At 46.1% G+C, this 26,938-nt stretch carries 27 protein-coding genes; 12 read left to right on the top strand and 15 right to left on the bottom strand.

Going from position 1 to position 26,938, the window contains the following annotated elements:
* Nucleotides 1-156 precede the first annotated feature (156 nt).
* Nucleotides 157-879, bottom strand: coding sequence for a DUF975 family protein (locus LACPH_RS13910; protein ID WP_049169385.1), 723 nt, complete (start codon nucleotides 877-879; stop codon nucleotides 157-159).
* Nucleotides 880-950: 71 nt separating this feature from the next.
* Entirely contained in the window at nucleotides 951-1,289 is a 339-nt protein-coding gene (locus LACPH_RS13915; RefSeq protein WP_025014022.1) for an iron-sulfur cluster biosynthesis family protein, read from the bottom strand.
* Nucleotides 1,290-1,440: 151 nt separating this feature from the next.
* On the opposite strand from LACPH_RS13915, the gene LACPH_RS13920 reads away from it, so the two are divergent.
* The 5 genes from LACPH_RS13920 (at nucleotide 1,441) to LACPH_RS13940 (ending at nucleotide 5,943) form a co-directional block, all read left to right on the top strand.
* Nucleotides 1,441-1,764, top strand: coding sequence for a hypothetical protein (locus LACPH_RS13920; RefSeq protein ID WP_010490443.1), 324 nt, complete (start codon nucleotides 1,441-1,443; stop codon nucleotides 1,762-1,764).
* A gap of 362 nt (nucleotides 1,765-2,126) precedes the next feature.
* Entirely contained in the window at nucleotides 2,127-2,597 is a 471-nt protein-coding gene (locus tag LACPH_RS13925) for a PH domain-containing protein (RefSeq protein WP_087913153.1), read from the top strand.
* The gene (locus tag LACPH_RS13930; protein WP_274785318.1) at nucleotides 2,590-4,119 is read left to right on the top strand and encodes a PH domain-containing protein; all 1,530 of its coding nucleotides are present in this window, start codon (nucleotides 2,590-2,592) and stop codon (nucleotides 4,117-4,119) included. Before LACPH_RS13925 ends, LACPH_RS13930 begins: the two co-directional genes overlap by 8 nt.
* Before the next feature lie 28 nt (nucleotides 4,120-4,147).
* Nucleotides 4,148-4,924, top strand: a complete 777-nt coding sequence (locus LACPH_RS13935; protein ID WP_087913155.1) for an AAA family ATPase — start codon at nucleotides 4,148-4,150, stop codon at nucleotides 4,922-4,924.
* 131 nt (nucleotides 4,925-5,055) lie between these two features.
* Entirely contained in the window at nucleotides 5,056-5,943 is an 888-nt protein-coding gene (locus tag LACPH_RS13940; RefSeq protein WP_274785319.1) for a fructosamine kinase family protein, read from the top strand.
* Nucleotides 5,944-6,483: 540 nt separating this feature from the next.
* Here LACPH_RS13940 and LACPH_RS13945 read toward each other — a convergent pair.
* From LACPH_RS13945 to LACPH_RS13980, 8 genes are all read right to left on the bottom strand, one after another.
* Nucleotides 6,484-6,621 carry a hypothetical protein gene (locus LACPH_RS13945; RefSeq protein ID WP_274785320.1) on the bottom strand — a complete coding sequence of 46 codons (138 nt, stop codon included), beginning with the start codon at nucleotides 6,619-6,621 and terminating at the stop codon, nucleotides 6,484-6,486.
* A 268-nt stretch (nucleotides 6,622-6,889) separates the two neighbouring features.
* The gene (locus tag LACPH_RS13950) at nucleotides 6,890-8,296 is read right to left on the bottom strand and encodes a YcaO-like family protein (RefSeq protein WP_274785321.1); all 1,407 of its coding nucleotides are present in this window, start codon (nucleotides 8,294-8,296) and stop codon (nucleotides 6,890-6,892) included.
* The gene (locus LACPH_RS13955) at nucleotides 8,281-9,054 is read right to left on the bottom strand and encodes an ABC transporter permease (RefSeq protein ID WP_274785322.1); all 774 of its coding nucleotides are present in this window, start codon (nucleotides 9,052-9,054) and stop codon (nucleotides 8,281-8,283) included. Before LACPH_RS13955 ends, LACPH_RS13950 begins: the two co-directional genes overlap by 16 nt.
* Nucleotides 9,047-9,907, bottom strand: a complete 861-nt coding sequence (locus LACPH_RS13960; RefSeq protein ID WP_274785323.1) for an ATP-binding cassette domain-containing protein — start codon at nucleotides 9,905-9,907, stop codon at nucleotides 9,047-9,049. Before LACPH_RS13960 ends, LACPH_RS13955 begins: the two co-directional genes overlap by 8 nt.
* Complete coding sequence (locus LACPH_RS13965; RefSeq protein WP_161492257.1) at nucleotides 9,904-10,509, bottom strand: CPBP family glutamic-type intramembrane protease; 606 nt, start codon at nucleotides 10,507-10,509, stop codon at nucleotides 9,904-9,906. The genes LACPH_RS13960 and LACPH_RS13965 overlap by 4 nt, the downstream gene beginning before the upstream one ends.
* A gap of 1 nt (nucleotide 10,510) precedes the next feature.
* Nucleotides 10,511-11,359 carry a SagB family peptide dehydrogenase gene (locus tag LACPH_RS13970; RefSeq protein ID WP_225362703.1) on the bottom strand — a complete coding sequence of 283 codons (849 nt, stop codon included), beginning with the start codon at nucleotides 11,357-11,359 and terminating at the stop codon, nucleotides 10,511-10,513.
* A gap of 1 nt (nucleotide 11,360) precedes the next feature.
* Complete coding sequence (locus tag LACPH_RS13975) at nucleotides 11,361-12,131, bottom strand: hypothetical protein (protein WP_087913161.1); 771 nt, start codon at nucleotides 12,129-12,131, stop codon at nucleotides 11,361-11,363.
* Between the two features lie 12 nt (nucleotides 12,132-12,143).
* A complete protein-coding gene (locus tag LACPH_RS13980) occupies nucleotides 12,144-13,049 on the bottom strand; it encodes a hypothetical protein (RefSeq protein WP_151466784.1) in 906 nt (301 codons plus the stop codon).
* Between the two features lie 214 nt (nucleotides 13,050-13,263).
* Here LACPH_RS13980 and LACPH_RS14330 point away from each other — a divergent pair, with 214 nt between their 5' ends.
* Nucleotides 13,264-13,509, top strand: coding sequence for a transposase (locus LACPH_RS14330; RefSeq protein ID WP_225362728.1), 246 nt, complete (start codon nucleotides 13,264-13,266; stop codon nucleotides 13,507-13,509).
* Between the two features lie 382 nt (nucleotides 13,510-13,891).
* Nucleotides 13,892-14,764 (top strand): helix-turn-helix domain-containing protein, encoded by an 873-nt coding sequence (locus LACPH_RS13985; protein ID WP_087913164.1) that lies wholly within the window; start codon nucleotides 13,892-13,894, stop codon nucleotides 14,762-14,764.
* A 341-nt stretch (nucleotides 14,765-15,105) separates the two neighbouring features.
* On the opposite strand, the gene LACPH_RS13990 is transcribed toward LACPH_RS13985, so the two are convergent.
* The 3 genes from LACPH_RS13990 to LACPH_RS14000 all read right to left on the bottom strand — a co-directional run bounded on the left by LACPH_RS13990 (nucleotide 15,106) and on the right by LACPH_RS14000 (nucleotide 19,036).
* A complete protein-coding gene (locus LACPH_RS13990; protein ID WP_274784038.1) occupies nucleotides 15,106-15,846 on the bottom strand; it encodes an amino acid ABC transporter ATP-binding protein in 741 nt (246 codons plus the stop codon).
* Nucleotides 15,843-17,297 (bottom strand): amino acid ABC transporter substrate-binding protein/permease, encoded by a 1,455-nt coding sequence (locus LACPH_RS13995; RefSeq protein ID WP_087913165.1) that lies wholly within the window; start codon nucleotides 17,295-17,297, stop codon nucleotides 15,843-15,845. Before LACPH_RS13995 ends, LACPH_RS13990 begins: the two co-directional genes overlap by 4 nt.
* Nucleotides 17,298-17,575: 278 nt before the next feature.
* On the bottom strand, nucleotides 17,576-19,036 hold the full coding sequence (locus tag LACPH_RS14000) for an amino acid ABC transporter substrate-binding protein/permease (RefSeq protein ID WP_025013569.1): 1,461 nt from the start codon (nucleotides 19,034-19,036) through the stop codon (nucleotides 17,576-17,578).
* 205 nt (nucleotides 19,037-19,241) lie between these two features.
* Between LACPH_RS14000 and LACPH_RS14005 the strand changes: the two genes are divergently transcribed.
* Nucleotides 19,242-19,790, top strand: coding sequence for a GNAT family N-acetyltransferase (locus LACPH_RS14005; RefSeq protein WP_274784039.1), 549 nt, complete (start codon nucleotides 19,242-19,244; stop codon nucleotides 19,788-19,790).
* A 359-nt stretch (nucleotides 19,791-20,149) separates the two neighbouring features.
* On the opposite strand, the gene LACPH_RS14010 is transcribed toward LACPH_RS14005, so the two are convergent.
* Nucleotides 20,150-20,773 carry a stage II sporulation protein M gene (locus LACPH_RS14010; protein WP_306387076.1) on the bottom strand — a complete coding sequence of 208 codons (624 nt, stop codon included), beginning with the start codon at nucleotides 20,771-20,773 and terminating at the stop codon, nucleotides 20,150-20,152.
* 239 nt (nucleotides 20,774-21,012) lie between these two features.
* Between LACPH_RS14010 and LACPH_RS14015 the strand changes: the two genes are divergently transcribed.
* The 4 genes from LACPH_RS14015 to LACPH_RS14030 all read left to right on the top strand — a co-directional run bounded on the left by LACPH_RS14015 (nucleotide 21,013) and on the right by LACPH_RS14030 (nucleotide 26,738).
* Nucleotides 21,013-21,948, top strand: a complete 936-nt coding sequence (locus LACPH_RS14015; RefSeq protein ID WP_274784041.1) for an AAA family ATPase — start codon at nucleotides 21,013-21,015, stop codon at nucleotides 21,946-21,948.
* A gap of 6 nt (nucleotides 21,949-21,954) precedes the next feature.
* Nucleotides 21,955-22,947 (top strand): DUF58 domain-containing protein, encoded by a 993-nt coding sequence (locus tag LACPH_RS14020; protein WP_274784042.1) that lies wholly within the window; start codon nucleotides 21,955-21,957, stop codon nucleotides 22,945-22,947.
* A complete protein-coding gene (locus tag LACPH_RS14025) occupies nucleotides 22,940-25,099 on the top strand; it encodes a transglutaminase TgpA family protein (protein WP_274784043.1) in 2,160 nt (719 codons plus the stop codon). Before LACPH_RS14020 ends, LACPH_RS14025 begins: the two co-directional genes overlap by 8 nt.
* A gap of 529 nt (nucleotides 25,100-25,628) precedes the next feature.
* On the top strand, nucleotides 25,629-26,738 hold the full coding sequence (locus LACPH_RS14030; RefSeq protein ID WP_274784044.1) for a glycosyltransferase family 4 protein: 1,110 nt from the start codon (nucleotides 25,629-25,631) through the stop codon (nucleotides 26,736-26,738).
* On the opposite strand, the gene LACPH_RS14035 is transcribed toward LACPH_RS14030, so the two are convergent.
* Nucleotides 26,735-26,920 carry a hypothetical protein gene (locus LACPH_RS14035; protein ID WP_306387077.1) on the bottom strand — a complete coding sequence of 62 codons (186 nt, stop codon included), beginning with the start codon at nucleotides 26,918-26,920 and terminating at the stop codon, nucleotides 26,735-26,737. The genes LACPH_RS14030 and LACPH_RS14035 overlap by 4 nt on opposite strands.
* Nucleotides 26,921-26,938 lie beyond the last annotated feature (18 nt).

Raw genomic sequence — 26,938 nt, forward strand, 5'->3', positions numbered from 1 at the left:
GTCGTTATGGACAAGACCCGCAAACCGCCGATCCCATCCGGCTGTCAGTACATTTCCTTAAAACTATATACAGTATACCAATACTTACCGCAAGCGGTATCTTTTGCCAAAAAAAAGAAAGCCAATTTTGCTTTCTTTTTGCATTTTACTGCGGTATTAAGCTTGTTCTTCCGTTAATTTAAGATAGAAATTCGCCAATGTCATACTGCGGTACGGGATGACCCAGATAGAAGCCAGCCCCATGGTAATCAACTCTAACAGCCACCAGCCAAGAAAGCTCAGCAATAACACAAAGTAATCCCACTTATGGCCAAACATCAACTCTCGGCTGCGAGTCACAGCTTCGGTATAGCCAATCGGTTGGCCGCTATCGATCGCATCCCGATAAATCCATTGCGCCTGTGAATACGCCATCGCCTTAACAATCCCCGGGACAATCAGCAAGAACATCCACAGGAAAATCCAGACCCATTGCAACAGACCAATCAACAAGCTGCCCAGAAAATATTCGCCCCGTTCAAAAATCTTGAACATCTGCATCCAACTAAACTGATGATCCGACCGGCCGCGAAGACCATCGATCATCGCAAACATGACGCCAATCATCAGTAACACGCCCAACAGGCTCAAAAAGATAACAATTGACTGCCACATCTGCCAGTATTCGTTCACGTGGCCGCCTGTGACTGTGAACGATCCGCTCTGCGCCATCATCCGCCATGTATGCCACGTCCCGCGATGTGCTTCATGAACAGCAGGAAACGGCACAAGTGTCGCGAATGCCATCAATAGTAATGCCGGTAAACTAATGCGCAGATAATAGCTAAAGTTGGGATTCAATTCCGCTTTGGCTTGATTCTTTAGTGATGTCCGGTCCACAGACAACTCCCCCTTAACTGTGATTGCCTCATACAGTTGCTGGGAATATCATAACAGAAAAGCCTGTTTTGTTACACAAACTTGAGCGGGACCTTCGGATTGAGTCGTGGCTTCCCGCGCAAAAGTGTAAACTCATCGCCACTTACGGTTAACTCGGTTTTCGAATCGAAAAACCCGGCCGCATAGCTTTTGATTAAAACCGGTCCGACCGGGGAATCAAGGTGCGCGTCAAATACATCCGGCACATTACGGCGTGGCAATATCAGGAGACTGAATTTAGCTTGGGATGCATCATGATACTGCCGCGAGTAAGGCCCGATGCCATCATTCAAATCCAAAACCAACACCCGATCTGCGTGTAAAAGCGGCGCCAGTCGGGCTGCTGCCTGTGCAGATATATTAAGCTCCATATTTCACCCCCACAAGTACAATAATCCTTGTCGCCCACATTATGGAACGGATTGCCTTAGGATACAACCAGCTTGTAAAAGTTTAACGAAATGCCTAAAATTGGTTTAATGAACCACGATGCTATTCTGTCAGTTAAGACGAGGTGTGCCAATGAATATCTATTCGGCTTTAAAGTTTATCCAGATCGATCATGCGCAGGTCAATCACCTGCAGGTTGTCGTCACCGACCAAAGCGGCAAGCCTGATGCTGGCATGACCGATTTATTAATCGACTGCCTCAACAAGATCGATATTTTCGTTGATCTCAGTACCACCGACCGCGTCAGTGATGTCATTGACGATCTCAACTTACTCACGCCGCTGCCATATGATGTTCTCGAAGAATACCAAAAGATTCTCGAGCAGCCCATCAACGGCATCAACGTTGCGATGAAAAAGCAGTTAATCGAATTTATTTATGCGCCGACCGTTTGAATCAACGGCGCCAACTGCTTCTGCTGTTTCATTTTAACAAGCTCGCCTCTCTGCCAGCAATCTTTGCTGTCGCAGATAGGTGGGCTTTTTTAGTGTGAGCGTGAGCCAGCGCGGTCAGAAACCGGAGTGTAAGCGGCCTTGGGCGTGATGGCCCGGGCTTAGGCCATTGCGAACAAGGTCCTTACACGCAGGCTTCTGCGCTGGCGAACGCGTTTGGGCGAGCGACAGCCATTTCAAAACGCACGCACTCGCTTCAATCGAACTCGTGTGGTAAAAGCACCGTGATAAGTTCATTTTTATGACAACAACAGTTTCGTTTGTCGCCATTTTCTGCTATCCTGACAAAAAATGGAGGCGAAAAAATGAACGAAACGGGACATGCTTTGCCAGCTAACATCAAATTTGTCTGGCGCGCCGATATTTTCATCTGGTCTTTCAACTTTTTTGTTGTCGGCTTACTTTTGCTCATCGCCAGTCACTTTTGGCATTGGCCTTCATGGCTAGGTTTTGGCGTCATTGGGTTAACGGTGCTGCAATATATTATCCGACGGGCCCTCGTGCCTTATCGCTATCGATTTTTGCGCTACAACATCACGCCGACCGCAGTTTTTCTTCAAAAAGGGTTCTTCTTCCGTAAAAATGAAGCGATCCCGATTGCCCGCATTCAAAATGTGACGTTGGAACAGGGACCGCTTCTCCGGTGGCAACAACTGCAACAGGTCAACATTGAAACCGCCAGCACGGCCCATGTCATTGATGGCGTGACGGCATCCGTTGCCGATCAATTGCGCACCCGGATTTTGACACTGGCACAGGAGGCGCGCGATGAATGAACAACCGCACCGCCTTGCGCCCATTTCATTAGTGATATTATGGGTCAAAAATGTCATGGCTTTTTGGCCGTTATTTGTCGGCGGCTTTTTTTCGATGTTCAGATCCAGTACAAGGGTTGGCGATCTTCTATTAGCACTTAGCCTCATTCTTGGCGTTGTCGTCTTAACGCTCTTCTGGTCGATTTTGCGTTATCTGCGCTTCACTTATTTAGTGGCGCCGGATGGTTTGACCATTCAAAGCGGTGTGTTCATCCGCAAGACCAACCATATTCCGTACGACCGGATTCAAACCGTCCAGCGCCAGCAATGGTTTTTCCTGAAGCCACTTGGGCTGGAACAGGTCTCCATCGAAACAGCCGGAAAAGAAACCAGAAAAGCGGAAGGCCAACTGGCAGCTGTGCCGACCGCCGTTGCCGATACGATCAATCGTTATCGCCAAGGAATTGGGCCGGAATCGGCAACATCCACTACTACAGAGACGACTGATGCGGATGCCGATGCCGCCACCCGGACCCGCGTCGTCAGCACGGAACCGGTTCCGGACGCTGCCTATAAAATTAATTCCCACGACCTTAATCAATATGCGCTCACATCGCTTGGTTTCATCCCCATTATCACCGGGATCCTTTGGGTGTTGGACAAGGCTCAGGAATACCTACCTGATAGCTGGTACCAGCAAGCTGAACACGCCATCACGGGTTTAGCCATTTACCTTTTGATCGGCTTAAGCATCATCGTTTTAGTGCTAGGATTTGCTGTTTCTTATTTGAACATCCTACAAAAATATTATCGCTTCACGCTCGATCGCACCGGTAACGAACTGCGCACCAGTCGCGGCTTTTTCCAAACCAACACAGTCAGCGCCCGTCTCTCACGCGTGCAGGCGGTCCGGTTTAAACAAAGCATTCTCCGCCAATGGTTTCATCTCACCACCGTTCAGGCATTACTGGCTTCAGGTGCAGCTGATGACGAGCAAAATAATGATCTGGTTCTAATGCCAGTGATCCGGCAGCGCTCGGCCATGACCGACATGCGCAAGTTCATTAGCTGGTTGCCGACAGCAATACCGGAATTGCAACCGATTCCGGTACGAAATCGCTGGTACTATGTGCGGAATATGGTACTAGGGAATCTCGCTTTTATTGTCGCACCGATTATTTTAGCCAGCGTTTTGTGGCTGCGCGTCAGCTGGTGGGTCTGGTTGCTACCGATTGGCGGGCTATGGCTGCTCATCATGGCACTCCAAGGCCAATACGCCGCAACAAACGCTGCTATCGCCATTGCGCCGCCAGATCAACTCGTCATCCAAGTCGGCGAAGTCTGGACCCGGCAGCGCTACTATGTCCGGAAAAAAGACATCCAGGCGATGAGCTTAGCGCAATCCATCTGGATGAAACCGCGCGGCGTTGCGCACTTAAACATTCATGTGCGAAAAGGCAATAGCGATCAAACGATTACGTCCCGCTACATGAAAGCTGACTTAGCTAAGCAAATTTTAAGTTGGTATCAGCCGCTGCCATAGTCTAGGTAAATGAAGTTAGGAGCTTGCCATGCTACTGAATAAAATTCAATATACGCCGCCACTTCAGGCAACATCCTATCCATTCAACCTCCCTTGGCAAGCGCATTTCCGTGAACTAAAGCTGACGCAGCCGGTGACCATTTTGACCGGTGATAACGGCAGCGGCAAATCAACGTTGCTAAACGCGATCGCCGCCAACTACAACGCTATCTTGATGAGCGGCGCGTCCCTCGAAGATGATCCTGAATACGACAATAGCCGGGCATTGGCGCACCAGCTCAAGTTAACGTGGACTTATCGCACCAAGTCCGGCTTTTTATTCCGCGCCGACGATTTTATTTCATTCATTCGCGCCACCCGCGGCCGCATCAAATATGCCCAGGCTCAGCTTGAACACTTAGCGCCCAAAAGTCTGGAACGTCTGCCGTATCTGAATACACTCGCAGAAGTCCATCACCTATATAAAGTCGATTTGGACACTCTATCACACGGTCAGGCCTTTCTCGCCTTATTCCGCGCCCGCTTACATGCGAACGCCCTATATTTACTAGACGAACCCGAATCGCCATTGACCCCGGAAAATCAACTGAGTTTGCTAGCTTTGATTCATGAAGCGGTAACCGGTGGAGCTCAATTCATCATCAGCACCCACTCGCCTATTCTAATGGCCTACCCTGATGCGCAGCTATTGGCCTTGGGTGACACGCTTGCACCCATTCAATACGACCAGATCGAGCACATCACTTTCCTCCGCAGCTTCTTAGATGACCCGCAACGATTCGTTTATCACCTGTTACATGATTGAATCATTGTCATTAGCGGCAAAAATGTTTTAAGGTGACATTAGAGCATCGTCTGGCGTTGAAAGACCCAATGTTTATCGATCTTTTTCCACCGATGACCGTCGGAGATGCCCGTGAGAGGAGAGATACTTGCATGCTTACATCAGCTTGGACCAAGCAATTACCATTAGATCATATCACCTCGATCACCCCGGTTGGCGGAGGTGATGTCAACAAAGCTTATCGGGTTGATACCTCCGAGAAGCCTTACTTTCTGCTCGTTCAACCTGGCTACCCCGCCAGCTTCTATGCCGGGGAAATCGCCGGCTTAAAAGCCTTTGAAGCTGCCCAGGTATTAGCACCGCGCGTGATCGCTAACGGCAGCATTGACGGCGATGGTTACCTATTACTAAGCTTCCTGACCAGTGGCCATGGCTCGCAACGTGAACTCGGGCGGCTTGTCGCCCACCTGCATCAGCATCACGAACCCGCCGGCCGCTTCGGCTTCGACTACCCTTACGCCGGCACGAGCGTATCATTTTCCAATAATTGGACCGATTCGTGGGCGGACTTGTTCATTCACCAACGTCTCGACAAACTGGCCGCTCACATACTGAAAAAGGGCCTGTGGCAGGCCGACGATCAAGCAACGTTTGACCAAGTTCGCACCATTATCAGCAAGACCCTCAGCCAGCATCACAGTGAAGCATCCTTACTCCATGGTGACTTATGGGGTGGCAACTACATGTTCACGGCAGATGGTCAACCGGCACTCATTGACCCCGCCGCAGTTTACGGCGACCGCGAACTGGACATCGGCGTGACCACCGTCTTTGGCGGATTCAACCAAGAGTTCTACGCCGGCTACCAAGAAACCTACCCACTTGAACCCGGCTACCCATTTCGGCTCGACTTCTACCGGTTGTATTACTTGATGGTGCATCTCGACAAATTCGGCATGGCCTATGCCGGCAGCGTGGAAGCAGTCATGGATCGCATTCTCGACCATGGCGTGCCGGAGAATCAGGAACGAAACGATTAGCATGCCAACATGAATGGGAAAACATTTCGACTAAGCACCCATTATTTCCCGGAAACAATGGCACATTCCGCGGCCGTCTCATGGTATCAACGTTCCTAGCACCACCAATTTTACGGTGGTACAGTTTCCGGAGTTCCGAAAATCTCAGGACTCGGAAGACTATTTGTCATGGCATTGACGGCAAACAGAAAATAAGGCAGCAAAAGCTTAAAAGCAAAAATAGGACAAGGTGATGCCAGTATCCAGACACTGCCGTAACCACGCTTTATTTTTTGTCAATCCGTCATTTGGTTAGGTGCTACATTTTAAAAACACATAAAAAGGGCGTTTTGGCAAACGCCCCCTATGCTAGCAAGTAATCTATAGCTTGTTCTACCAGCCTCCATCAAAACCACCACCGCCTGTTGAACCTCCACCAAATAACGAGCCAAATAAATCTCCCAAAAATGTGTCTTCTTTCGATATCTGGTAGTTGCAAGTGGTTTACAAATTCATCTGAAAGTAAGTGTTTGCACGAGATCAAGTCAATGACTTTAGCAATTACGAAATCTTCGCCCAGCACCAGCAGCAGCAAGAGCAGCACCAGCCGCCCGGAGAAACTGCGCTCGCGTTAAAATCATCCTGGTCTTCAATCTTCTTAACGATCTTAATCCCAAGAACTTTTTTCCCGTTCTTCATGTTCATCGCCTCCTTTCCTTTTGACCGACATCGCAACCGAACCTCTAATATGGATCTTAGTCTGCTAATTTCTTAACTAGCAGATTTACTTTGTAGTATGCGCGAACCCACATAGTGAGTAATTTGAAGATCTGGTTCAGATCTTTGACGTTGTGACTGTTTCTGAGCTTCAAATTTTAAATCGCTCCTACAAAGTCACCTTAAAAGTCACCTTATTATTAAAGAAATTGGGAATGGTTCATCAGGTACAGATGATATGCTAGTAAAATTATGGGAATGGAAGAATGCTTTCACTGACTTGCACTCCCGGTTTCAAATACTTCTTAAACGCCGGGTGTCCTAGAGCTGGAATTCCGCCAATAAATGCTGGAGAGAATTCTGACATATAAACCTTCGAAATAAAGATATTTTTAAAAGCGTTTGCCATGTCTAAATCCATATAGACGGGAGAAAGGTTATTCTTTTGAATATATGACTCAATAGACAGACCTTCTGAGTTTTGTTTTAAGCCAGAGACAGTTACCTTCGTATTATTCCTAACATACCAATCTAACTTGTGTTTGTTTTCTTTAAGCCCGTAATATGAGACAGCCTGATAAAAAGTCTTAAAATGACGAGGATCATCATCCGGATTTACATCAAGTACACTGTTTGAAAACTTTGAAGTGATCCAGTCCGGCGCATATATTATCTTGCGAGTATTGTTTACAGATTGCGCATATTCAACAAGAGCTTCAAGAATTGCATCCTCAATATCTTCACTAATGCCACCACCTGTATTAAATGAATACTTTGACATGTCCCTGTCAAAGGACATGGCTGTGACTGTGTGAAAATTGTGCTGATCTACATTGTGCAGATAGAACGAAATCTCTTTCTCGTTGATATATCCCAATAGTGACTTTAAAACCGGATTGCTAATTTTATCTAGCACTATTAATTTCGGAGGAATTTTGTCATACCAGGATAGATTAATTTCATGCCGCTCTATAATTTCAGTTAAGCCGTGAGTGCGGCCTTTTGCAGGTAAGTAGTGGGATGTTAAGCCACCCGATGTTGCGTATCCAATTCTTTCCTCATTCTTGACTTGCGACTGATAGTACATGAGTACAATGCTTGCAGGTACCATAACCTCAGTATCATCTTTTAAATAATGCATCTTTAACCATGTTGTCTTGGTTTCAGATGTGAATTCATCAAAGATGAAATTTGGATCTTGTAACTGTTTCTTCGAAAACATTTGAAACGAGCTTGGAGGCATTGCTGTGATACCCTTCTTAGATAGCTCTGAATACGAAGTATATACAAGATGATCGACTTGGCTAAAGTAATCCAAGCAGGCAATTAATCGCTCAAAGGCCTCTCCCAATGAGGATGCAATCGCTTTATATAGAGATAATCCTTTGCCACCAGCAAAGATCGACTCGCTTAGCTGTGTTGTCATGCTTGTTTGCCTAAGCAAGTAGTTGAATACGTAATCGATATTGCAAAACTCGCAATTACCAATGAATAAAGGCAATTCAGAGGATGGTGCGAGAACTAGGTCGACCTTTTTAATTAAATTGAAGTAGCCAGTGTAATCAAGCATTTCTTGATAGTTCAAAAAATCTGCATCATCGGTTAGCTGTGGTTCTGAAATCTTTCTGTGATTGATAACAGTTATTTTGAGTCCCATTGTATTCTCACCTTCTTCAAAACGATCACCATTAAGGCGCTCAATATCAACACATAGACAATGTTATTGCCAATTTTAGATAATTCGAAATCGCCTACCCAAAGGTACTGCATAATTTGGATGCAGTGATACATTGGAAAGACATGTGCAAATTTCTGGACAAATTCGGGTAATGAATCTGTGGGTATTGCAATGCCAGATGTAAAAATAAAAATCATGAAAATTCCTGAGGTAACTAGGCTAGCAGTCCTGGGTGATGTGATAAATAGTGAAATCAAATATCCCATTGAGAAGAAAATCAATGCAGTCAGCAGGTAAAAAATTATAAACAGTAGCGTTTGCCCTACATTCATGCGCCATATCGCATGATATATTACAAAGCTCATCCCTCCAAAAATCGCAGTTGAAATCATACTAACGACCAGAAATGCGGCAAATAATGATTGAAAATATTGCCAGTAAGTAGCAGGGTACGTCATGTACCTCTTAAATACACCCTGGCCTTTAATGTCTAAAATAGTAATTGAAATTCCCATCAAACCTGTGTTGGCTAAGAGGAAAACAACGTTTATCGGAACTACCGTGTCAATTCCTAGAACATTCTTGCCAAAGATAGTCGGGCTATCGCCAAAGGTACCGCCAAAGATGACAGTTAATGCAATAGGAACAATAATCATAAAGAACATTGACGTATGCTCTCGGAAGAGTGCTTTTAATTCAACTTTTAGAAACGGTGTGTATTTATCAATGCTACTCATTTACGTCATCTCCGGTATACATGAGATAACCATCCTCGAATGTAAGACTGTATATGCTCACACGGTGGTTATTCAAGATATTTGTGGTTCTCACAGAGCTATCTGTATACAAATAAAAGTTTTTACCTGTTGACCTCGAGATATAATCAATTCCTTGTTCTTTCAGATCCCTCTCGATCGGCCGCAATTGATTGATGTCAATTGGTGTGTAAACAAACTTCCTCAGCTGGCTTTCAAGTTCTGGAATTAAACCAGACTCAACTATTTTTCCAGCGTGTAGCATATATACAAAGTCACAATAATCGGCCGCTTGATTTAGATAGTGATCCGAGACTATTACAAGGTGGTTTTTACCATATTGTTTAATCAAGTTCCAAATTTCCTTCCGATTAAACGTATCTAGTCCAGATGCGGGTTCATCCAGAATGACTATGGGGGCCTCTGTCATCAGAGTCATGGCAATTAAAACTCTGCGTTTAGTACCGCCTGATAAATTGGCGGTACGTGTATCTAGAAATTCGGTTAGTTGGTATTGATCAGCCACCTGCCGCTCGGAAATGTTTCTTTGATAGAGCTTCAAAACTAGTTGAAATTCTTCACGAACTGTGTTTAGCTTCCTCAAATTGTTTTCCTGAAACAAGAAGGCAATTTTTGCACTATTCGGCTCAACAACGATACTTCCCGAACTTAGCCGTCTCAGTCCAACGATTGATTCCAAAAGAGTCGTCTTACCGCTTCCGTTTGGCCCTGCAATCAGATACAGTCCTTTTCCGTTAAACGACATGTTGGCATCGGAAATAGCCGTCCTTTTCTTGTAAACTTTTTTTGCGTGATCTATCCGTAGCATGGTCATTCACCATCACTCCTTGATGATTTTTTATTAATATTGCTAGACAAACAGTTAAAGGTTACGTGCATCATAACCGGCACCCACACGGAGTGCGTGATCACTAAAGATGCTCCCAGTAGCATCCCAAAGAGTGATTTTACAAAGGCTTCGTCATCATTGAAAATGGAATGATTCACACCGTAAGCTAAGGACGTCAGAATAAGTATCCCAAGCACATTATTCATTTGTGCAACTACCCAGTAGCGGTATGTGAATTCTTCTAGCACTGCGAACAATACGGCCATAAATGTGACTGTGATATCAGAGGGAATCCTAAAATAGAGACGCCAATCGAACACTATCATTCTGTTGATCATGATGGTATTGTACATTACATTGAGCACATAGATGGCGCCACCCAAGAAAACTGCGCCGATAATTTCCAAAAAAGAGACTTTAAAAACCGGTATGCCACCATCAACTGATATAATTGAAAAAATGTAATAGATGAAACCGAGCATCCAAGAAAGGTGGATGCATATTTTCATCCAGAATGCCATTTGTGAAAATAAAGCATTAACGATTAACTCGACTGCATTTAAGATGATGAAGACAATCAATACCATACTATTCTGCATATTGCTTGCCGAACGTAATTGAAACAACTGGATAATCATTAACTGTCAAATTTAATAGATCATCTAGTTTATGTTCCAGATACCCTGCAACGGTACAGGAGTGAATGTCTATGGACTCAGCGATCAACTCTAGGTATGCAACTAATATCCCTGCATCAACATGAGCCATCCGATAGGCGCGTTTATAATATTTTGGCATTACACGTGACAAATCCGCTACAACGAAGCAAGTGAATGCACCATACGCCACAAACTCATTTGCAAAGTGAATATCTTTTAGTACAGTTCGCATATTGCCAGCTTGTACCAGGCAAACTTGATCATTTATAAAGTCAAAATAATATAAACCTTGAGGAAGCCCCTCAACATTTGAAACAACAATGTACAGATCTAAATAGTTTAGGCCACCTTGACTATTGCAGAACTTAAATGGAAATTCTCTTTGATCATACGCACCTCGCCCCACACTTTTAACCCCGAAGGAATAGTGAATGATCTCAGAAAACTGATCAAAGCTCACGCTGTCGTATGCATAGTCTCTGAGCGATTTTCTACCTGTTATCGAATCAATTAGGGGTCGGGCACTTTTGATCGAAGATGTAGATAGTGGGTATTCTTTAATACTATTTTGTATAACTTCTCGTTTATTATGAACAATGTAATATTCATCATGACTGTACTCAGTATAATTTCTCGTCTTAAAGGGCGTATCGTCAATTACTTCGTGGAGAATTGAGACGATTTCTGCATCAGTACAATTTTTTAAAACATCTGAAACCTCACGAATTTTATCGGAGTATTGATTCCTTCTTACTCCAGCAATTTTGTTTTCATCCATCCTAACTCACGCTCACTTTCACAATATCGCTTATATTTTTCTCAACTCCATCTACATGAAATAGGGAGTTTACATAATCGAAATTGATTTGAGAGAATGTCGTGGTGCCATCTGTGAATCCTGACTCAATTACGTTTAGGAGACGACCATAATCAACTAACGACTTTCTGAACCCATACTCTCCCAAGAAGGTTGTAATTCTAATTGGAATGAATACCGGTACAAGGACCACGGTATGATCAGTATCTTCACCCGTAATGTTCAAAAGAGATTCAATAGACTTCCCGAGTTGTTTCGAGTCAGCCTGTGGTTTAAACACAAAATTTTTTTCGGGTAAATACTGAAAGGTAGCTCCTTTGTGGATAAGATACATATCAACGCAGGCCATTAATTCTGTCGTTAAATGAGTATCCAAGAATTTAACAACGTCTTTAAGCGTGCTAGATAACGACTCTGTGAACTTATACTTCTCTTCATTCAAAGCACTTTCAGAGTTACTTGGATGTACCGTCTGTGTGCGCCATCTAATTGAGGCCTGGAATAGCGCGCAATTATTGATCATTTCATTACTGGGAAAGAATTTTGAGTTTGTTAGGAATAACTCTCCTGGCGAGAAATAATCAGCACTTGTTAGGCGTTTTGAATAATAGCTTAAATTCTCTTCGAACGTCCGAAAAATATTATCGGTTGCAACATCGTTTTCTTCAAGGAATCTCTTAAAAATAGTTAGTTGCTCACCGGTAAATTCTTCCGTTACAAGATCTTCTGCCATAACATTTCACCTCTAAATAAATGGATGGGTTAAGTTTTTGTCACCCTGGCAACTGGGACATTTAGGAAACTTAATTAATCGAATCTTTGAATCAACTAATCGTTCAAAATCGAACTCATACGCATAGTAATTAATGAACGAATCCGAGATGATTTTTCTAATGAGCAAGCTTGTACGAATTAATAAAGCGTCTTCGTATAATTCGTCAAAATACTTTTTGCCGGGCGCTGTGTCAGTCCGAATTATTTGTTCCTTAGCAACCTGATAGTCGAGCAAATTGTGAAACGAAGCCTCACGAAGCAACTCAAAGTCATTATAACAACCTGTCTGAGAGAAGTTGATTAACGGAACCAAAACACCTTCATTGCCATCTAGATAGGAAATGACTAGTGACTTCTGATTCTGAATACAATACTGGTTGATCTTGTAAAATAGTGTTGGGTTATACCACGTAGAAAACACTAATATCAACTCGGCATTTGCGTTGATATGTTCCACAAATGCCTTGTCCTCGGTTTTTGAGGCATCGTCGTCAAGATACTCCAGGATTTGCACACTTTCGATCTTGCCAAACTTCTTCTTGGCTAGGTCTATTTGGTTAGTAATCACTACTACTTTTACTTTCTGTGTGTCAGCGTTCTTATAATTTAAAAAGTTAAAATCAGTGAGCTTTTTAATGGTTTCACTGATACGCTCCTTTGACCATACGGCGTTGATATTACTCAGCTTATCTACAAGTGAACTCTCGTCCTGGGGGAAAAGGCCTGAATCTTCGATGATGGTATCGAGCAGATGATCGTTCTTCTCATCCTTTAGTTCAAATGAATAATTTGACATCGTGCCTTCCTTGACGAGATATTCACCGTCCTTAATCTTAATGATTTGCATTTTGGGATTTACTGCTAAAACCTTTTCCATAATTATAATCACGTGAGTGCTTCGCCTTCACCCAAAACGGGATGAAAATCTTGCAGCCAACGTTCTCCTTTCGTATTTTAAACTTGTGTAGTCTTCACCTCACACTACAAACCACGGGTAGGTGAGTAGTCACGCCTTCGGGCATGATGTTGCATAATTATATGTGCAGGTTTGCTTTTCATGCACAAATAAGTGTGTCTAAATTCTTGCCGAAATCGGGACAGACATGTCACTGTTTCTTAGCGCCAAGTATCTCTGTTCTTGGGCGGGGTTGACACTCACAAATAATGAGAGCCCGGGCGAGTTGGCGCGGATTTCCAAAGCAGGGGCTTATCTCAAGCCCCTGTTGGTGCAAGTTGCGAATGGACTTGTGCACCCAGAGATCAAACAAGCTATCAGATTCTCAAAAACCGGCGTGGCCATAAGAAGTCAGCAATTGCGATTGCTCGACAACTATTGACAGCAATCTACCATATGCTTTCTAACCACGAGGGCTATCGCCCCAAGCAAGTTTATCAATCGCCCTACTCGATCAATGACCGTGCGAGAAGCTGTTACATTTGCACAAGAACTGAAGTTTGGGGTACACGCTCAATTTTTTCCGAGTGGCATACCCTTGTTTAAGTGCGTCTATTGTTAGGTAGAACAACCTCTAGTTTTTTTCAAGCTTTCACCTCCAAAGTCTTTCAAAAGGAAAGTCAGTATACTAAGATGTATTTAAATAACAAAGATTAACCATGCCCACATAATGCTCACCTCTTTTGATTCGAGGTTAGTATCAAAGAGGTACCATCGGGTTTGACAGTCGCATATGTGGGAGTTTTCTATTTGGAGGAATTATTATGAAAAAAAACGCTTTGGGCAAGGCCATTATTGAAATACAAAAAGGAAAACAGATACCAGTCAGTAACATTACGCGATGCGGAGTTTCAAAATCGCAGTATTTTAGATTTGTGAAGGGCGAATCTTCCTTACGTGTTGAAAGCTTCTTAAGCTTAATAAATGAGTTAAACGTTACTATCGACGAGTTCTTGTATATTGCACGTGGCTACAAGGAGGATCCCTATAGAGAGTCTTTTCGCAAGCTTCAGCGAGCATTTTATGATCAGAATCTGGACAAACTGCAAGAAATATCTTTATATTCGGATCAGAAATATAATGAAACACAGATTGATAAGTATAAACACATTAATGCCCTTTCAGACATTTTAATTTCAAGGCTCCAAAACATGCCAGTGCCGTCGCAAAGCCTTGCTGTGATTAAAGACTACATTTTTTCCCTAAATTTGTGGTCGCATTATGATCTTTGCTTATTTATAAACGTAATGTTTGTGTTTAAGATTGACGATGTTCGGTTTTTAATTAAGCGAATGAAACGAGACGAGAATAAGTTTTCGGATTTTAAATCTAATATCAGTGAACAATTTCGTCTGTGGTTCAATCTCATCATTATGGATATTGAGCAAAACAATAAGAATCAACTGCTCCAAGACATATCCGAAATTCAAACGTTTCAGTTATCAGATCAACAGGTACTGGAGCACATTCTTGCGAAGTATGTTCTTCATCTGAAAACGTTTGTCACGAATGGCGTTGGTATGAATGAGCTTAACAAAATCCAACACGATCTGGCAGACTATCAGATTAAATCTTATGCGGGCTTGTTGCAGAACATAAACATGTTCCTAGAAACTAGCTTTAAACAATCTAATTGATGTATAGACGAGAGGACGCAAAAAGCCTAATCTGAGTACTCATCGTGGTCGGTTCCGATATGAGTACTGAGATTAGGCATTTGCTGATATCATTCTTGAATTTGTACGTTGAGAGTGGCACATCTGTGTCACATTCCATCAGTGTTTTATATTTTGTTGGCGCGGTGAAACCTTCTTAGAGAAGCGTTACGCTGCGATTCTGTAAGCTAGTCTAGCGAGCACATTATTTCCCGGGAAATCCTCAAAAATTGCCAAACAAAAAACGGTTCAGAAGAGACAAGCTTGTCTCACTGAACCGTTTTTGTCGTGTCACCGGCAAAGCGTTACCATAACACTAGATTCTAAGCATTCAAGACCTTATTCAAGAAGTTCTTGGTTCGCTCTTCTTTTGGATGCTCAAAGATATCTTCAGGCTTGCCTTGTTCAAGGATGGTGCCGTTATCAAAGAAGACCACCCGATCGGCAACTTCTTTAGCGAAGCCCATTTCGTGAGTCACGATCACCATGGTCATCCCTTGCTTTGCCAGCCGCCGCATAACGCCCAGAACGTCACCGACCATTTCCGGATCCAACGCACTGGTCGGTTCGTCAAACAACATGATATCCGGATGCATGGCCAACGCCCGCGCGATGGCGACACGCTGTTGCTGCCCGCCGGAAAGCTGCGCCGGCATCGCATCGGCCTTGTCTGTAAGACCAACCACTTCAAGCATTTCCTTGGCCTGCTTGACGGCTTCGTCTTTGCTGGCAATGCCCAGCTCAGTGGGTGCTAAGGTAATGTTCCCCATCACGGACATATTCGGGAAAAGATTAAAGTGCTGGAACACCATGCCGATCTTTTCACGCACCTTGTTGATATCAGTGCCTTTATGGGCAATATCTTCGCCGTCGATAAGAATCTCGCCGCTTGTGACGGTTTCCAACCCGTTAATCATGCGCAAGACGGTACTTTTACCGGCACCGGAAGCGCCGATCATGACGACGACTTCATTGTTGGCGACATTCAGGTTGACGCCTTTAACCACATCGTTGTCGCCGAAGCTCTTGTGGACATTTTTCATTTCTACTCGATACTGACTCATGCTTTCACCTTCTTCTGAACCCAGTTACTTAGCCAGGTTAATAGCGTAATAATAATTAAGTAAATCAGTGCTACCATGGTCCAGATCTTAAAGCCTTCCATATTCCGGGCAATGATGATCTTCCCGGTTTGGGTCAGCTCTAACAGACCGATGATCGACAGGATAGAGGTATCCTTCAAGGTAATAATAAACTGGTTGATGAAACTTGGGATCATGATCTTAATGCCCTGTGGCAAGATAACCTTGCGCATGGCTTTCCCAAATGGTAGCCCTAAGCTGCGCGCGGCTTCCATTTGCCCGGGATCAACCGCTTGGATGCCACCTTTAACAAAGGCCGCTGTATAGGCTCCTTCATTAAGCGTCAACGTCACGATGCCGGCGATGAATGCCGGGACTTTTGACCCGATCAGACTCGGTACCCCGGTATAGATGAACAAGGCCAGGACCATGAGTGGTAAGCCACGGAAAATGTAAATAAACGTTGTTGCTGTGCCTTGGCATAACTTATTCGGGATAACCCCTAGAAGTCCGACCAGAATCCCGACCAATGTTGCAAAGAAGATCGCGACAATCGTCAGCACCATGGTCTCGCGCAAACCACCCATCAAAGTTGACCAGTTGGCCTTCAACAACCCGATGAACGAGCGGTCAGTCGTCTGACTGTTACCGGCAGCAGTCTTTTGTGACTTTGCACTGCCGTTGCCCAAGTAACGTTCGATGATCTTATCGTATTGACCATTGGCCCGCAGTTTCTTAAGACCGGCATTGAACTTATTCATCAATGCCTGATTGTTCTTAGAAGTCGCAAAACCATAAGCACCTTCACGCGCCGGTTTACCGACAATCTTTAGCGCCATGCCATTATTAATGCCATATTGCATGACCGGCTGATCTTCAAAACAGGCCGCCGAGTTACCGGTCGTCACATCTTGATACATGTTATTGGAGTCATCAAAAGTAACTGTTGAAAAGCCGTACTTTTGCTTGACGCTGTTAGCATAATCCGCCGAGTCCGTACCGGTTTTGATAGCAACCCGCTTGCCGCGTAAATCCTTCAATGACTTGATCGTACTTTTCTTCGCCACGGCCATCACAACGCCAGACTTATAATACGGATCGCTCATCAGAAACTTCTGTTTTCGTTCTGGTGTGATTGACATACCGGCAATCACGCCATCAATTTGCTTGGCTTCAAGTGCCTGAACCGCTGCGTTGAATCCCAACGGCTTGACCTCGACCTTGAAACCTTCTTCCTTGGCAATTGCCTTGATGAGATCAAGGTCAATCCCCACATACTTATTATCCTGGTTCGCAAACTCAAACGGTGCAAAGGTCACATCCGTCCCTATCGTATACGTCTTCTGTGCTGCCGCCACCGTCTTGCCGGGGAGTAATGCCCCAAGCATTAAAGGCAAGGCGATCAGCAAACTTAGCAGCCACTTTCGCTTCAACCTAAACACCACGCTTTCTAATGATTACAAGCCCATTAGGCCGTTATTGCATGCGCCAGTTGATGATCAACTGGTTGTGCGCTAAGCCCGCGTCTTGTCTGATCGACACGGGTCTGATTCAACCACGTCTTCGTTCAAGTACGCGGCTAAGCGCAGCTCATCTCCTCGCATTTTGGTCGATTTTAAATCTACTGTTTATGCTAGCGGAATGGAATAGCGACTGTCCAGCGTTGATGTTAGCTTTTCTGACATTTGTCACATTATTTTACGCAAGTGGACTAGACCTTCATGCGCCGTTGGACCCAGTTACTGAGCCAGGTCAGGAGTGTGATAATAATCAAGTAAATGAGCGCGACCATGGTCCAGATTTTGAACCCTTCCATGTTACGCGCAATGATGATTTTCCCGGTTTGGGTCAGTTCCAAGATACCGATAATCGACAGAATCGAGGTGTCTTTTAACGTGATAATGAACTGATTAATGAAACTCGGTACCATAATTCTAATTCCTTGCGGCAGAATCACTTTCCGCATGGCTTTGCCAAACGGAAGTCCTAAACTACGCGCCGCTTCCATTTGGCCAGCATCGACTGCCTGGATGCCGCCCTTCACGAAGGCCGCCGTGTACGCACCCTCATTCAGCGTCAGCGTAATAATCCCGGCGACAAATGCCGGAATCTTAGAACCAATCAAGCTTGGTACGCCAGTGTAAATGAACAACGCCAACACCAGCAGTGGCAAGCCACGGAAAATATAAATAAACGTCGTGGCAACTCCCCGGGCGAAGCGATTCGGTAAAACGCCCAGAAGTCCGACCAGAATCCCGACAATCGTTGCAAAGATGATGGCCACTAGGGTCACGACCATCGTTTCCCGCAGCCCATTCATTAAGGTTCCCCAGTTTTCCCGTAACAGGCCAAGAAAACTGCGATCCGTATCTTGGGTTTTGGCGCTGGTTTTCTTCTGGGCCGCTTGTGTTCCGTTGCCTAAGTATTTCGCGACAATTTTGGCATAGGTGCCGTCAGCCTTCACTTTTTTCAGTCCGGCATTGAACCGCTGATCCAGTTGGTCGCTGCGCCCTTTTTGCGTGGCAAAACCGTAATAACTCGCCTTGCTTTCGGGACCGGCAAGCTTCAGCTTCAGACCGGTCGCAATGGCATATTGCAGCACCGGCTTGTCATCAAAACAAGCTACCGAGTTCCCCGTAATCACGTCCTGGTACATATTATTGGAATCATCGAACGTCACGGTATGAAAACCATACTTGTCTTTTAGGCTCATCGCAAAATCTGCCGCCGCTGTCCCGGTCTTTAAAGCCACCCGCTTGCCCCGCAGATCCTTAAGACTTTTGACGCCGCTATTTTTGGCAACGGCCATCGCCACCGCGGTTTTGTAATAAGGATCGCTCATGGCAAACTTCTGCTTGCGCTCCGGCGTAATCTGCATGCCGGCGATGACCCCGTCAATCTGGTGAGCTTCAAGTGCCTGCACCGCGGCATTAAATCCCAGCGGCTTAATGTCCACTTTGAAGCCTTCTGCCTTGGCCACTGCTTGCATGAGATCAATATCGATCCCGACGTAGCGGTTGTTCTTGTCTGCAAACTCAAACGGTGCATAGGTGACATCCGTGCCGATCACATATGTTTTTTTCGCCGCCTGCGTTGATACCGGCATGGTCAAGCCAATCGCCAATATCAACGCTGCTACCCCGGCGACGCACCACTTCCAAACCCGTCTCATAAAAACACCATCTTTCTCATTCAATTCCTAATGCAACGCTAAACCATTCAACGTGAAGCAGCCATCACAAGCTGTGGGCAATACAGTTCGCATCGGCAACATTCACAGGTAACAAGTCTACCGATTTTATAAGAGCTTGTCTACGCGCGCAGAACGCAAGATTGTTTTATACTTAGAGAAACTAAAAAGAAAATGGGATGAAATGATGTTTAGCTACTTAATTGATTACGATCTTAAACTCGCACTCCCGCGCCCGGAAATTGACGGTCCGCTTTTATTCGAGCAAATCGAAACCAGCCGTGAGAGTTTAGCAGCGTATCTGACTTGGGTGGATGCAACGCTAACCGCTGACGACGAGATCAACTTTTTAACAACCGAGCTAAAGTCCTTCGGCGAGCAAAAGTCATTAACCTTGGTCATTCATCAAGCCGACGCCCCTGTTGGTCTGATCACCCTAAACACCATTGACCAACTCGTCCACCACAAAGCCGATATCGGGTACTGGTTAACCACACCGGCACGCGGCAAAGGCGTGATGCACAAATCTGTCAAGGCCATTGCAGACATTGCCTTCCACGACTATCACCTGAACAAACTGATTATCAACGCCGCCGTCACCAATGACGCCAGCAACCACGTCGCCGAAAAAGCCGGCTTCCATCTGGATGGCATTTTGCGCCAAGAAGATCCCAACCCTCGCGGCGGATTCTTCGATGTGAATACATACTCGTTGCTACGCTCAGAATGGTCATAATGTTTCACGAGAAACATTTTTGTAGTCAGGTTGGTTTTCTTTAAAAAAGGTTGAGCCACAATTCCGTCAGAACGTTAATAATCTAATGAACTCCGAAAAATACAGAAAAGGTTTAGGCAATAAGTTCCGAGTCGTGCCAAACTCCGCAATCTCCGGCCAGATGGTGCTGGAACGCTGTGACGGCTGAGCACCATCCGGCCTACGATTGCTCCGCTTTGGCACTGGCATCTCATGTTCCTAACGAATTACTCCTAGGAAAGCAAAAAGCAAACGCACACAACCATTAGCGCGTTCGCTTTTATATCGTCGCTATGAATTATGACTCAACCACTCTTTAACACGTGTCAACCGCAATTAAGTCAATGGACGATCAACCGTAAAAGTAGCGGCGTGATGAAGCCTTCGATAATTGCCGCAAAAGCAATCGCTGGCACCACGATGCCGAAATACTGTACCGCAATGGCTTTGGCATCCAGCGGCGACTTTTCATAGTGGGGATTGGCAAAGAATCGTTTGATCGATTGGCGCAACGCCTTGTTGACCTGCGCCGCCAGCGCCACGGCGACGATCATCGCGCTCATTTCAAAGATCCCATGCGGCAAAATGCCCAGCACAAACGCACCAAAAGCACCGCTGATACCGAGTTTGGCCGCATAGATACCAAGAACCAGACCGACCGAAGCACACGTGACCACATACGAAATCCAATATAAGAATGGAATTGGGATCATGCCCACTAACATCATCGTGAAGGTAACCCGCTCATTGTTCAGCAGAATCGCCCAGAAAGCGTGCCAATTATCAGTTGCTCCAGGAAACTTAGCGTACAACCCGCTCATGAGGCCGCGGACAAAATGCGGATTTGACTTCATGACGATATAGCTTAACAGGCCCACCAAGATCGTCATCACGATGAAAATCAGCCAACCGATTAATAGATAATGTCCAATCACATTCAGGTGATACTTCAGTCGTTCTTTCATTTGCTTGCCCCCACTCATTGGATGGTTACCGGCTATGGTCACAGTATACCGCAAGCAAAAATGTGTCGCTATTGAGAAGATTCTAGCGACAAAATGGCGCCCGCAGTACATCTGCTCGTCAACTACGTACCAATCGTCGCCCGGTCTGCAGCCGATATATTCATATTTTTTTACGACACGGTAGGAAACTTGCTGTTTGGTGCTTTTTCCTGAATAATGGCGGCATGGAGGGGATCACGATGGAAATCAATGAAGCGCAATCAATCTTTTCGGCAGCGCAGCAACAAGTCGCGACCATTGTGGTTGGCAAGCCGATGCCGATCAAATTGGCCTTTACGGCTTTATTAGCCAACGGCCACGTCTTATTTGAAGATATTCCCGGCGTCGGCAAGACCACCTTAGTGCAGGCGATCGCCAAAACGCTGGCAATGCCTTTTTCCCGGATTCAATTCACGCCGGATATGTTGCCTAGCGATGTTCTCGGGACGTCCATTTTCAACCGCGCTACGAATGCATTTGAATTTCAGCGCGGTCCGATTTTTACCAGCATCTTGCTGGCTGACGAAATCAATCGCGCTACCCCACGCACTCAGGCGGCTTTATTGGAAGCGATGGGTGAACGCCGCGTCACCACCGACGGGCACACTTACCCATTGTCGCCTGATTTCTTTGTCATGGCCACGGAAAACCCGACTGACTATGCGGGAACCTATCCCTTGCCTGAAGCGCAGCTGGATCGGTTTATGTTGCGACTGTCGCTTGACTATCCCGATGCCGCTGCTGAAAAAAGTTTACTTCTAAGCCCGGATCGGCAAACCATGATTGCCGCCTTGAAACCATTACTCGATTCCGTCGCTTTAGCAGCGAGCAAAAAGCTTGTCACAACCATCACCGTGACCGATGCGATTGCCAATTATGTTCTTGCGCTTGTCGAAGCGACCCGGACAGACCAACGGATTCGTTTAGGCATTAGCCCGCGTGGCGGCATTGCGCTGGTAAGTGCCGCGAAAGCCTTCGCTATGCTCAACGGCCGCAGTTACGTGACCCCTGAAGATATTCAGACATTAACAATCCCTGTCTTTGGGCATCGCTTGATCATGAAAGATCCAACTTCTTCGTCAACTGAGATTCTAACTGACATTCTGCAACGCATCGCCGCACCAGTCCGGGGGTGATACCACATGCATTGGCGCAATTTTTATATGAATAGTGCACTTGTCGTCTTGCTCAGCCTGCTCGTCGGTTTCGGAATGACGTTTAACTCACCGACCAGCTGGTTTGTGAGTGAATTTGCCTTGATGCTCCTCCTGCTGCTCGCACTGCCACTGCTTTGGCCGATGCGTGGACATCTGCGCTTCACGCCTAATCAGACAACAATGATCGCCGAGCGCCCGACCATGCGCCACTTGACGCTAACAAAAGGCAGATGGCTGCCCAACTTATTTTTACTAGATGCTGCCAAAACCAGCACCTGGCATCTGCCGGTTGGTCAACGCACCGCCAAAGTTACCTTGCAGTTACCACGGGGCGTTTATGATCAGCTGCCGTTCACCGTGACTGTCACCGACTTTTTCGGGTGGTTCCGCAAAACCCTCCCCATGCAACTCACAACCCCGATAACAGTTGGTCCGGTTCGCCAGCCCGAGACTGCTGCCAAAATTGCCACAGATTTTTCACAAAAAATGGCGGCATCTGACGCTGGTTTACCCAGTGACCGCATTAAAAATTTCCGCGAATATTTCCCGGGTGATAATATCCAACAAATCGCATGGAAAATTAGCGCTCACGCAGATTCATTGATTGTTCATGATGATGAGTATGAAGGCCAAACCGCTTGGACGCTGCTGCTGGTTGTAACGCCTTCGCTGCCACTTGAATCGGCCTTGAGCCTTTTTGCGAGTTTGCTGGATACCGGCATTTTCAGTGGTGATGGCTATCTGCTGGATCAGCAGCTAACCCGTATTCCCCGCGGCCAACAAGATGCGCTACTAGCGGGTTTTCATCCTGAAGGCGTCGCTAATCCCGCGGCTTTACCCGACTTGGCATCACCACAACATCATCGAGCTTATCTAGTGCTAGCAACAGATTCAGCTACAGCAAAGCCTTTTTTGCAGGCGCTCTCTCCAGCTGCCGTTACTTTGCTTTCCTTGTCAGGAGGTGGCGAGCATGTCTAAGTGGTTGCAGCGACTCATCATGGTTTTATTGACATGGTGGCTCCTATTCCTTTTTTTGCAGCCATTTGCCGACATCAATCCGATCGGCCACCCGCGCGCACTGGTGGTTTATGTCATCGGCATTAGCCTCATCCTTTATGTCGCCACGTTCTGGCCGCGATGGTGGCCTTTGTGGGGTGTCATGACAGTCGCTGCCATGATTGGCGGGCTTTGGGCCATTGTGCCGCTAAAACAACCATTTAGCCTCTCTTGGTTCACCGCCTATCTACAGACTTTTTCCGCAGCGACCTCAAAGTTTTTACGTGTCGGCGGTGTCGATGTGCCAACTGTACTCAGCATGACGCTGATTATTACTTTAGTAGCATTTCTCCTGCTTTTGACAGTTGTCGTCCGGTTTTATCCCGGTGCCATTGCGATTGTGCTCAGCTATTTACTAGCCGTTCATATTTTTAACGGCAATGATCTCACGGCACAATTCATTCAACTCGCGGTACTCACTGGCTTGATGGCGATGCTGCATCTGTATGGCAATCATTGGTGGCCGCTTTTAATTGGCTGCACACTTATCAGCGGGGTCACGCTCGGCTTGGCATGGCTGTCTTCAGCAACCCCCTTGAATGAACAATTAGCCAACATGTCCGTTCCATTTCGTGACCGTTTAAATCAGCGGGGATTCTACGCAGGCATTCAAACTTACGTCAACGGCCCCGGCCGAACCGGCTATACGGAAAACAGTCGCGTGTTAGGCGGTCCGGTTTATGACGATCCCACGCCCGTTTTTACGGCTACCAGCGCCGAAGCCAGTTACTATCGCGTGGCGGTTGATGCTGCATACACCGGCACCGGTTGGCAACCTGGCGTCGATCAAAGTCAGACCGTGCCGCTGGATGGCGCCATCATGCGCGATCCAAATGCTTCGGTTGACTATGGTCCTGCCCAAAGTACAACCTTGACCTTCAACGGCAGCAAATCATTTTTACCGCTTCCTTATGGGCAACTGACGTTCACAGGCGGTCAACCCGATCCCACGACTGACTTCCTGCTCAATGCTGCCACCCGCCGCGTCAGCACGACAAATCAAGCTCCTTTTCAACGCTTAGACATTCAGGTGCAGGCAAAACAAATCACGGCCGCACAACTAACCGCTGCAACCAGCAGTCGCCAGCAAGTTGGCAGCCGCTACCTACAATTACCATCAACTCTGCCGAAACGTGTGAAGCAACTGGCCGAAAAAATCACGGCCAAGGCCTCGACACCTTATGAAAAAGTGCTCGCGATTCAAAACTATCTCAAATCCGACCCTCGCTTCACTTACTCCAAAACCGATGCGCAGCGGACACCACCCGGTCACGATTATGTCGATTACTTTCTTTTTGATTCCCCAATCGGCTACTGTGATAATTTCTCCTCGGCAATGGTCGTGCTATGTCGCAGCATCGGCTTGCCTGCTCGATGGGCCAAGGGATTTAATACCGGAACTTTTATTGGCGGATCAGGCCAACACAAACAGTATGTGATCCGTAACAGCAACGCTCACTCGTGGCCCGAAGTTTACTTCAACAATTTAGGTTGGCTGCCATTCGAACCGACCCCCGGCTTTAATGATCCCGCAACGCCAGAAGAAAATATACCCTCCTCATCCGCTAATAACAGCGTCTCTAATAGTATGCCATCATCATCAAGCATGAGCTCGTCCGCCTCTATATCGCGTACACCATCAACTGGTTCGCCATCCGCAACGAAAACGCATTCTCGATCGTCTCTCAGCAACGTCACCTGGCTCGGCATCTTGCTCCTTATCGTCATTTTGTTGCTGACTGCACTTGCATTCTGGCAACTCCCGGCGCTTGTCGCCTGGCTCATTGGCATTGGACTTACGGCAACCAACTTCCCGCGCCGCTATCGGCTATTACTTTGGAGCTTGCGGCGAATTCAGCATCGTCCTGTCAGCCAAACTTTAACAGCATATGCCAAACTCATTGATACACGCCTAGGCAAACAGACCAATATGTCCGCCCTAACCCAAGCTTACGAACAAATGATCTTCGGCAAAATGACAGTAAATCCGGAGAATTTAGCCTCACTTATAGAGGCGCTCCGTCGGCAACTCATCGCTTACACGCAGAAAAAGTTTCACGTGAAACGTTATTAACTTCATGAATCATTTTATGTGTTCCACGTGAAACTGATCAAAACATGTCACCCCCGTAAAATTTTGCGCAAAACAATCACGTCTTCTGTTTCGCCGCTAGCTACTGATTCCTTGGTTTTGTTTCTAAGCTGTTTCCAGATAGCTTATTTTACATGTTTCTACCCGAATTTAAGCACCAAAGTTTCCCAATTTGTGAAATAAATTATACATTGCTTAAGCGCTTCCTTAACGTTACGTCGATTTTCACGTGAAACAAAACACGAACGATTAATGCAACTCTCATGGTCCCCCTTTTTCGACGAGCACACCTTGCGCTAACCCCTGATGTATCAACCTTGCAGCGAAAAAACTTGCACTTACTAATAAAAAGCGCGTATGATAATATAAACAGTTTTGAATATCCTTTAAAAAGCTGTTCTGACCCCGCTACTATTTTTAGTAGTCGTGCCACTTCGACTGGACGCTGCAGTCAGTTCGTAACGTACTCAGAAGAAAGGGGGGAGCCGCTGATCGTTAGCGGCGAACACTTATGAAAGTTATGATCGTTCTTGAAAACATCGTGATGGATGGCGTTAAACGCGCTTCAACGGTTTTAGGTAATGATCTCGTTAAACAGTATGACGTCAGTTTCTACACCTTGGCGGATGCACCTGCCTATTTTGACTTGGACGCGCCTTTGATTATTGCCCGGCGCCCAACCGATCCCAAGTTGCTGAACTTTTTTGGCAGTGATCCTTATACTCATTACCAGGATCAAATCGAGGATCTCATCGCTACGATTCGCGACCAGCATTTCCAAACTGTCATCTTGCCTGCAGGTTTGACCACTAGTTTTGCACCGCTGATTAAACGGGCTTTGCCGGATGTGAATCTGATTGGCTGGATGCACAACAACTATGCTACTTACATGGAAGATTACTACGTCCAGATGCAAGCCGAGTTTGAAGGTGGTCTTCAAGCTGTCGACACACTGGTGACCTTGACCGAAAGCGATTTGAACTCATACAAACGCTTCAATCCGCGAACCGTTAAAATCTACAATCCCCTCACCTTAGTGCCAACTGGTGAGGCGGACCTCAATGCCCACCGGATTGCGTTCACCGGCCGCATCGCCATCGCCCACAAAGGTATCGACTTCCTGTTGGAGGCCGCCGCATCTTTACCTGACGATTGGAAAATCGCCATTGCCGGTGGCGGTACCGATGAAGACATGAAAAACTTTTATGATTTGATCGATTACTTCCATGTGAGCGATAAACTCATTTATCAGGGACCGTTAAAGGACCAAGCGCTTCGAGATCACTATCGCGCCGCCTCCATTTTCGTTTCAACCTCACGCTGGGAAGGCATGCCGCTTGTTATCGGTGAAGCCATGGCCTCTGGACTTCCGGTCGTTGCCATGGAAAACACCGGCTCACGTGAATACCTTGGCAACAACCAATATGGTCTATTAACCAAAGCCCAGGATGTCCCTGACTTTGTTGCCAATCTCAAAAAAATGATGGCACAACCCGAATTACGGAAACACTACGCTCATCAAAGCCTGGAACGTGCCAGTCACTTTAGTCCGGAAAACATTGTGTCGCAATGGATGCCAATTATTGAACACCAGCCAACCAGAACCAAGGTTGCCGGCTAGTATTTGCCAGAAATTGTCGATGACGACATGAAAAAGACGCTTGCGATAAAAATGCCGTAAGCGTCTTTTTGATTTGTCCGGTAACTAACCGCGACCACTTGTGTACCATGTTCCACGTGAAACGCCAACTCACGCACATAAGGTTCCACATGAAACTCAACATAATGATTCGACTGTTTCATGTGGAACAACCAGTTCCC

Source organism: Lacticaseibacillus parahuelsenbergensis (assembly GCF_030770265.1).
GTDB classification, from domain to species: domain Bacteria; phylum Bacillota; class Bacilli; order Lactobacillales; family Lactobacillaceae; genus Lacticaseibacillus; species Lacticaseibacillus casei.

Coding starts and splice junctions, on each gene's coding strand:
- LACPH_RS14010 (WP_306387076.1), bottom strand. CDS start 20,773: ATGAAAGAACGACTGAAGTATCACCTGAATGTGATTGGACATTATCTA.
- LACPH_RS14015 (WP_274784041.1), top strand. CDS start 21,013: ATGGAAATCAATGAAGCGCAATCAATCTTTTCGGCAGCGCAGCAACAA.
- LACPH_RS13985 (WP_087913164.1), top strand. CDS start 13,892: ATGAAAAAAAACGCTTTGGGCAAGGCCATTATTGAAATACAAAAAGGA.
- LACPH_RS13935 (WP_087913155.1), top strand. CDS start 4,148: ATGCTACTGAATAAAATTCAATATACGCCGCCACTTCAGGCAACATCC.
- LACPH_RS13955 (WP_274785322.1), bottom strand. CDS start 9,054: ATGAGTAGCATTGATAAATACACACCGTTTCTAAAAGTTGAATTAAAA.
- LACPH_RS13915 (WP_025014022.1), bottom strand. CDS start 1,289: ATGGAGCTTAATATATCTGCACAGGCAGCAGCCCGACTGGCGCCGCTT.
- LACPH_RS13980 (WP_151466784.1), bottom strand. CDS start 13,049: ATGGAAAAGGTTTTAGCAGTAAATCCCAAAATGCAAATCATTAAGATT.
- LACPH_RS14035 (WP_306387077.1), bottom strand. CDS start 26,920: ATGAAACAGTCGAATCATTATGTTGAGTTTCATGTGGAACCTTATGTG.
- LACPH_RS13925 (WP_087913153.1), top strand. CDS start 2,127: ATGAACGAAACGGGACATGCTTTGCCAGCTAACATCAAATTTGTCTGG.
- LACPH_RS13970 (WP_225362703.1), bottom strand. CDS start 11,359: ATGGATGAAAACAAAATTGCTGGAGTAAGAAGGAATCAATACTCCGAT.
- LACPH_RS13945 (WP_274785320.1), bottom strand. CDS start 6,621: ATGAAGAACGGGAAAAAAGTTCTTGGGATTAAGATCGTTAAGAAGATT.
- LACPH_RS13990 (WP_274784038.1), bottom strand. CDS start 15,846: ATGAGTCAGTATCGAGTAGAAATGAAAAATGTCCACAAGAGCTTCGGC.
- LACPH_RS13950 (WP_274785321.1), bottom strand. CDS start 8,296: ATGGGACTCAAAATAACTGTTATCAATCACAGAAAGATTTCAGAACCA.
- LACPH_RS13960 (WP_274785323.1), bottom strand. CDS start 9,907: ATGACCATGCTACGGATAGATCACGCAAAAAAAGTTTACAAGAAAAGG.
- LACPH_RS13920 (WP_010490443.1), top strand. CDS start 1,441: ATGAATATCTATTCGGCTTTAAAGTTTATCCAGATCGATCATGCGCAG.
- LACPH_RS14020 (WP_274784042.1), top strand. CDS start 21,955: ATGCATTGGCGCAATTTTTATATGAATAGTGCACTTGTCGTCTTGCTC.
- LACPH_RS14030 (WP_274784044.1), top strand. CDS start 25,629: ATGAAAGTTATGATCGTTCTTGAAAACATCGTGATGGATGGCGTTAAA.
- LACPH_RS13930 (WP_274785318.1), top strand. CDS start 2,590: ATGAATGAACAACCGCACCGCCTTGCGCCCATTTCATTAGTGATATTA.
- LACPH_RS13975 (WP_087913161.1), bottom strand. CDS start 12,131: ATGGCAGAAGATCTTGTAACGGAAGAATTTACCGGTGAGCAACTAACT.
- LACPH_RS14000 (WP_025013569.1), bottom strand. CDS start 19,036: ATGAGACGGGTTTGGAAGTGGTGCGTCGCCGGGGTAGCAGCGTTGATA.
- LACPH_RS13940 (WP_274785319.1), top strand. CDS start 5,056: ATGCTTACATCAGCTTGGACCAAGCAATTACCATTAGATCATATCACC.
- LACPH_RS13965 (WP_161492257.1), bottom strand. CDS start 10,509: ATGGTATTGATTGTCTTCATCATCTTAAATGCAGTCGAGTTAATCGTT.
- LACPH_RS14005 (WP_274784039.1), top strand. CDS start 19,242: ATGTTTAGCTACTTAATTGATTACGATCTTAAACTCGCACTCCCGCGC.
- LACPH_RS14025 (WP_274784043.1), top strand. CDS start 22,940: ATGTCTAAGTGGTTGCAGCGACTCATCATGGTTTTATTGACATGGTGG.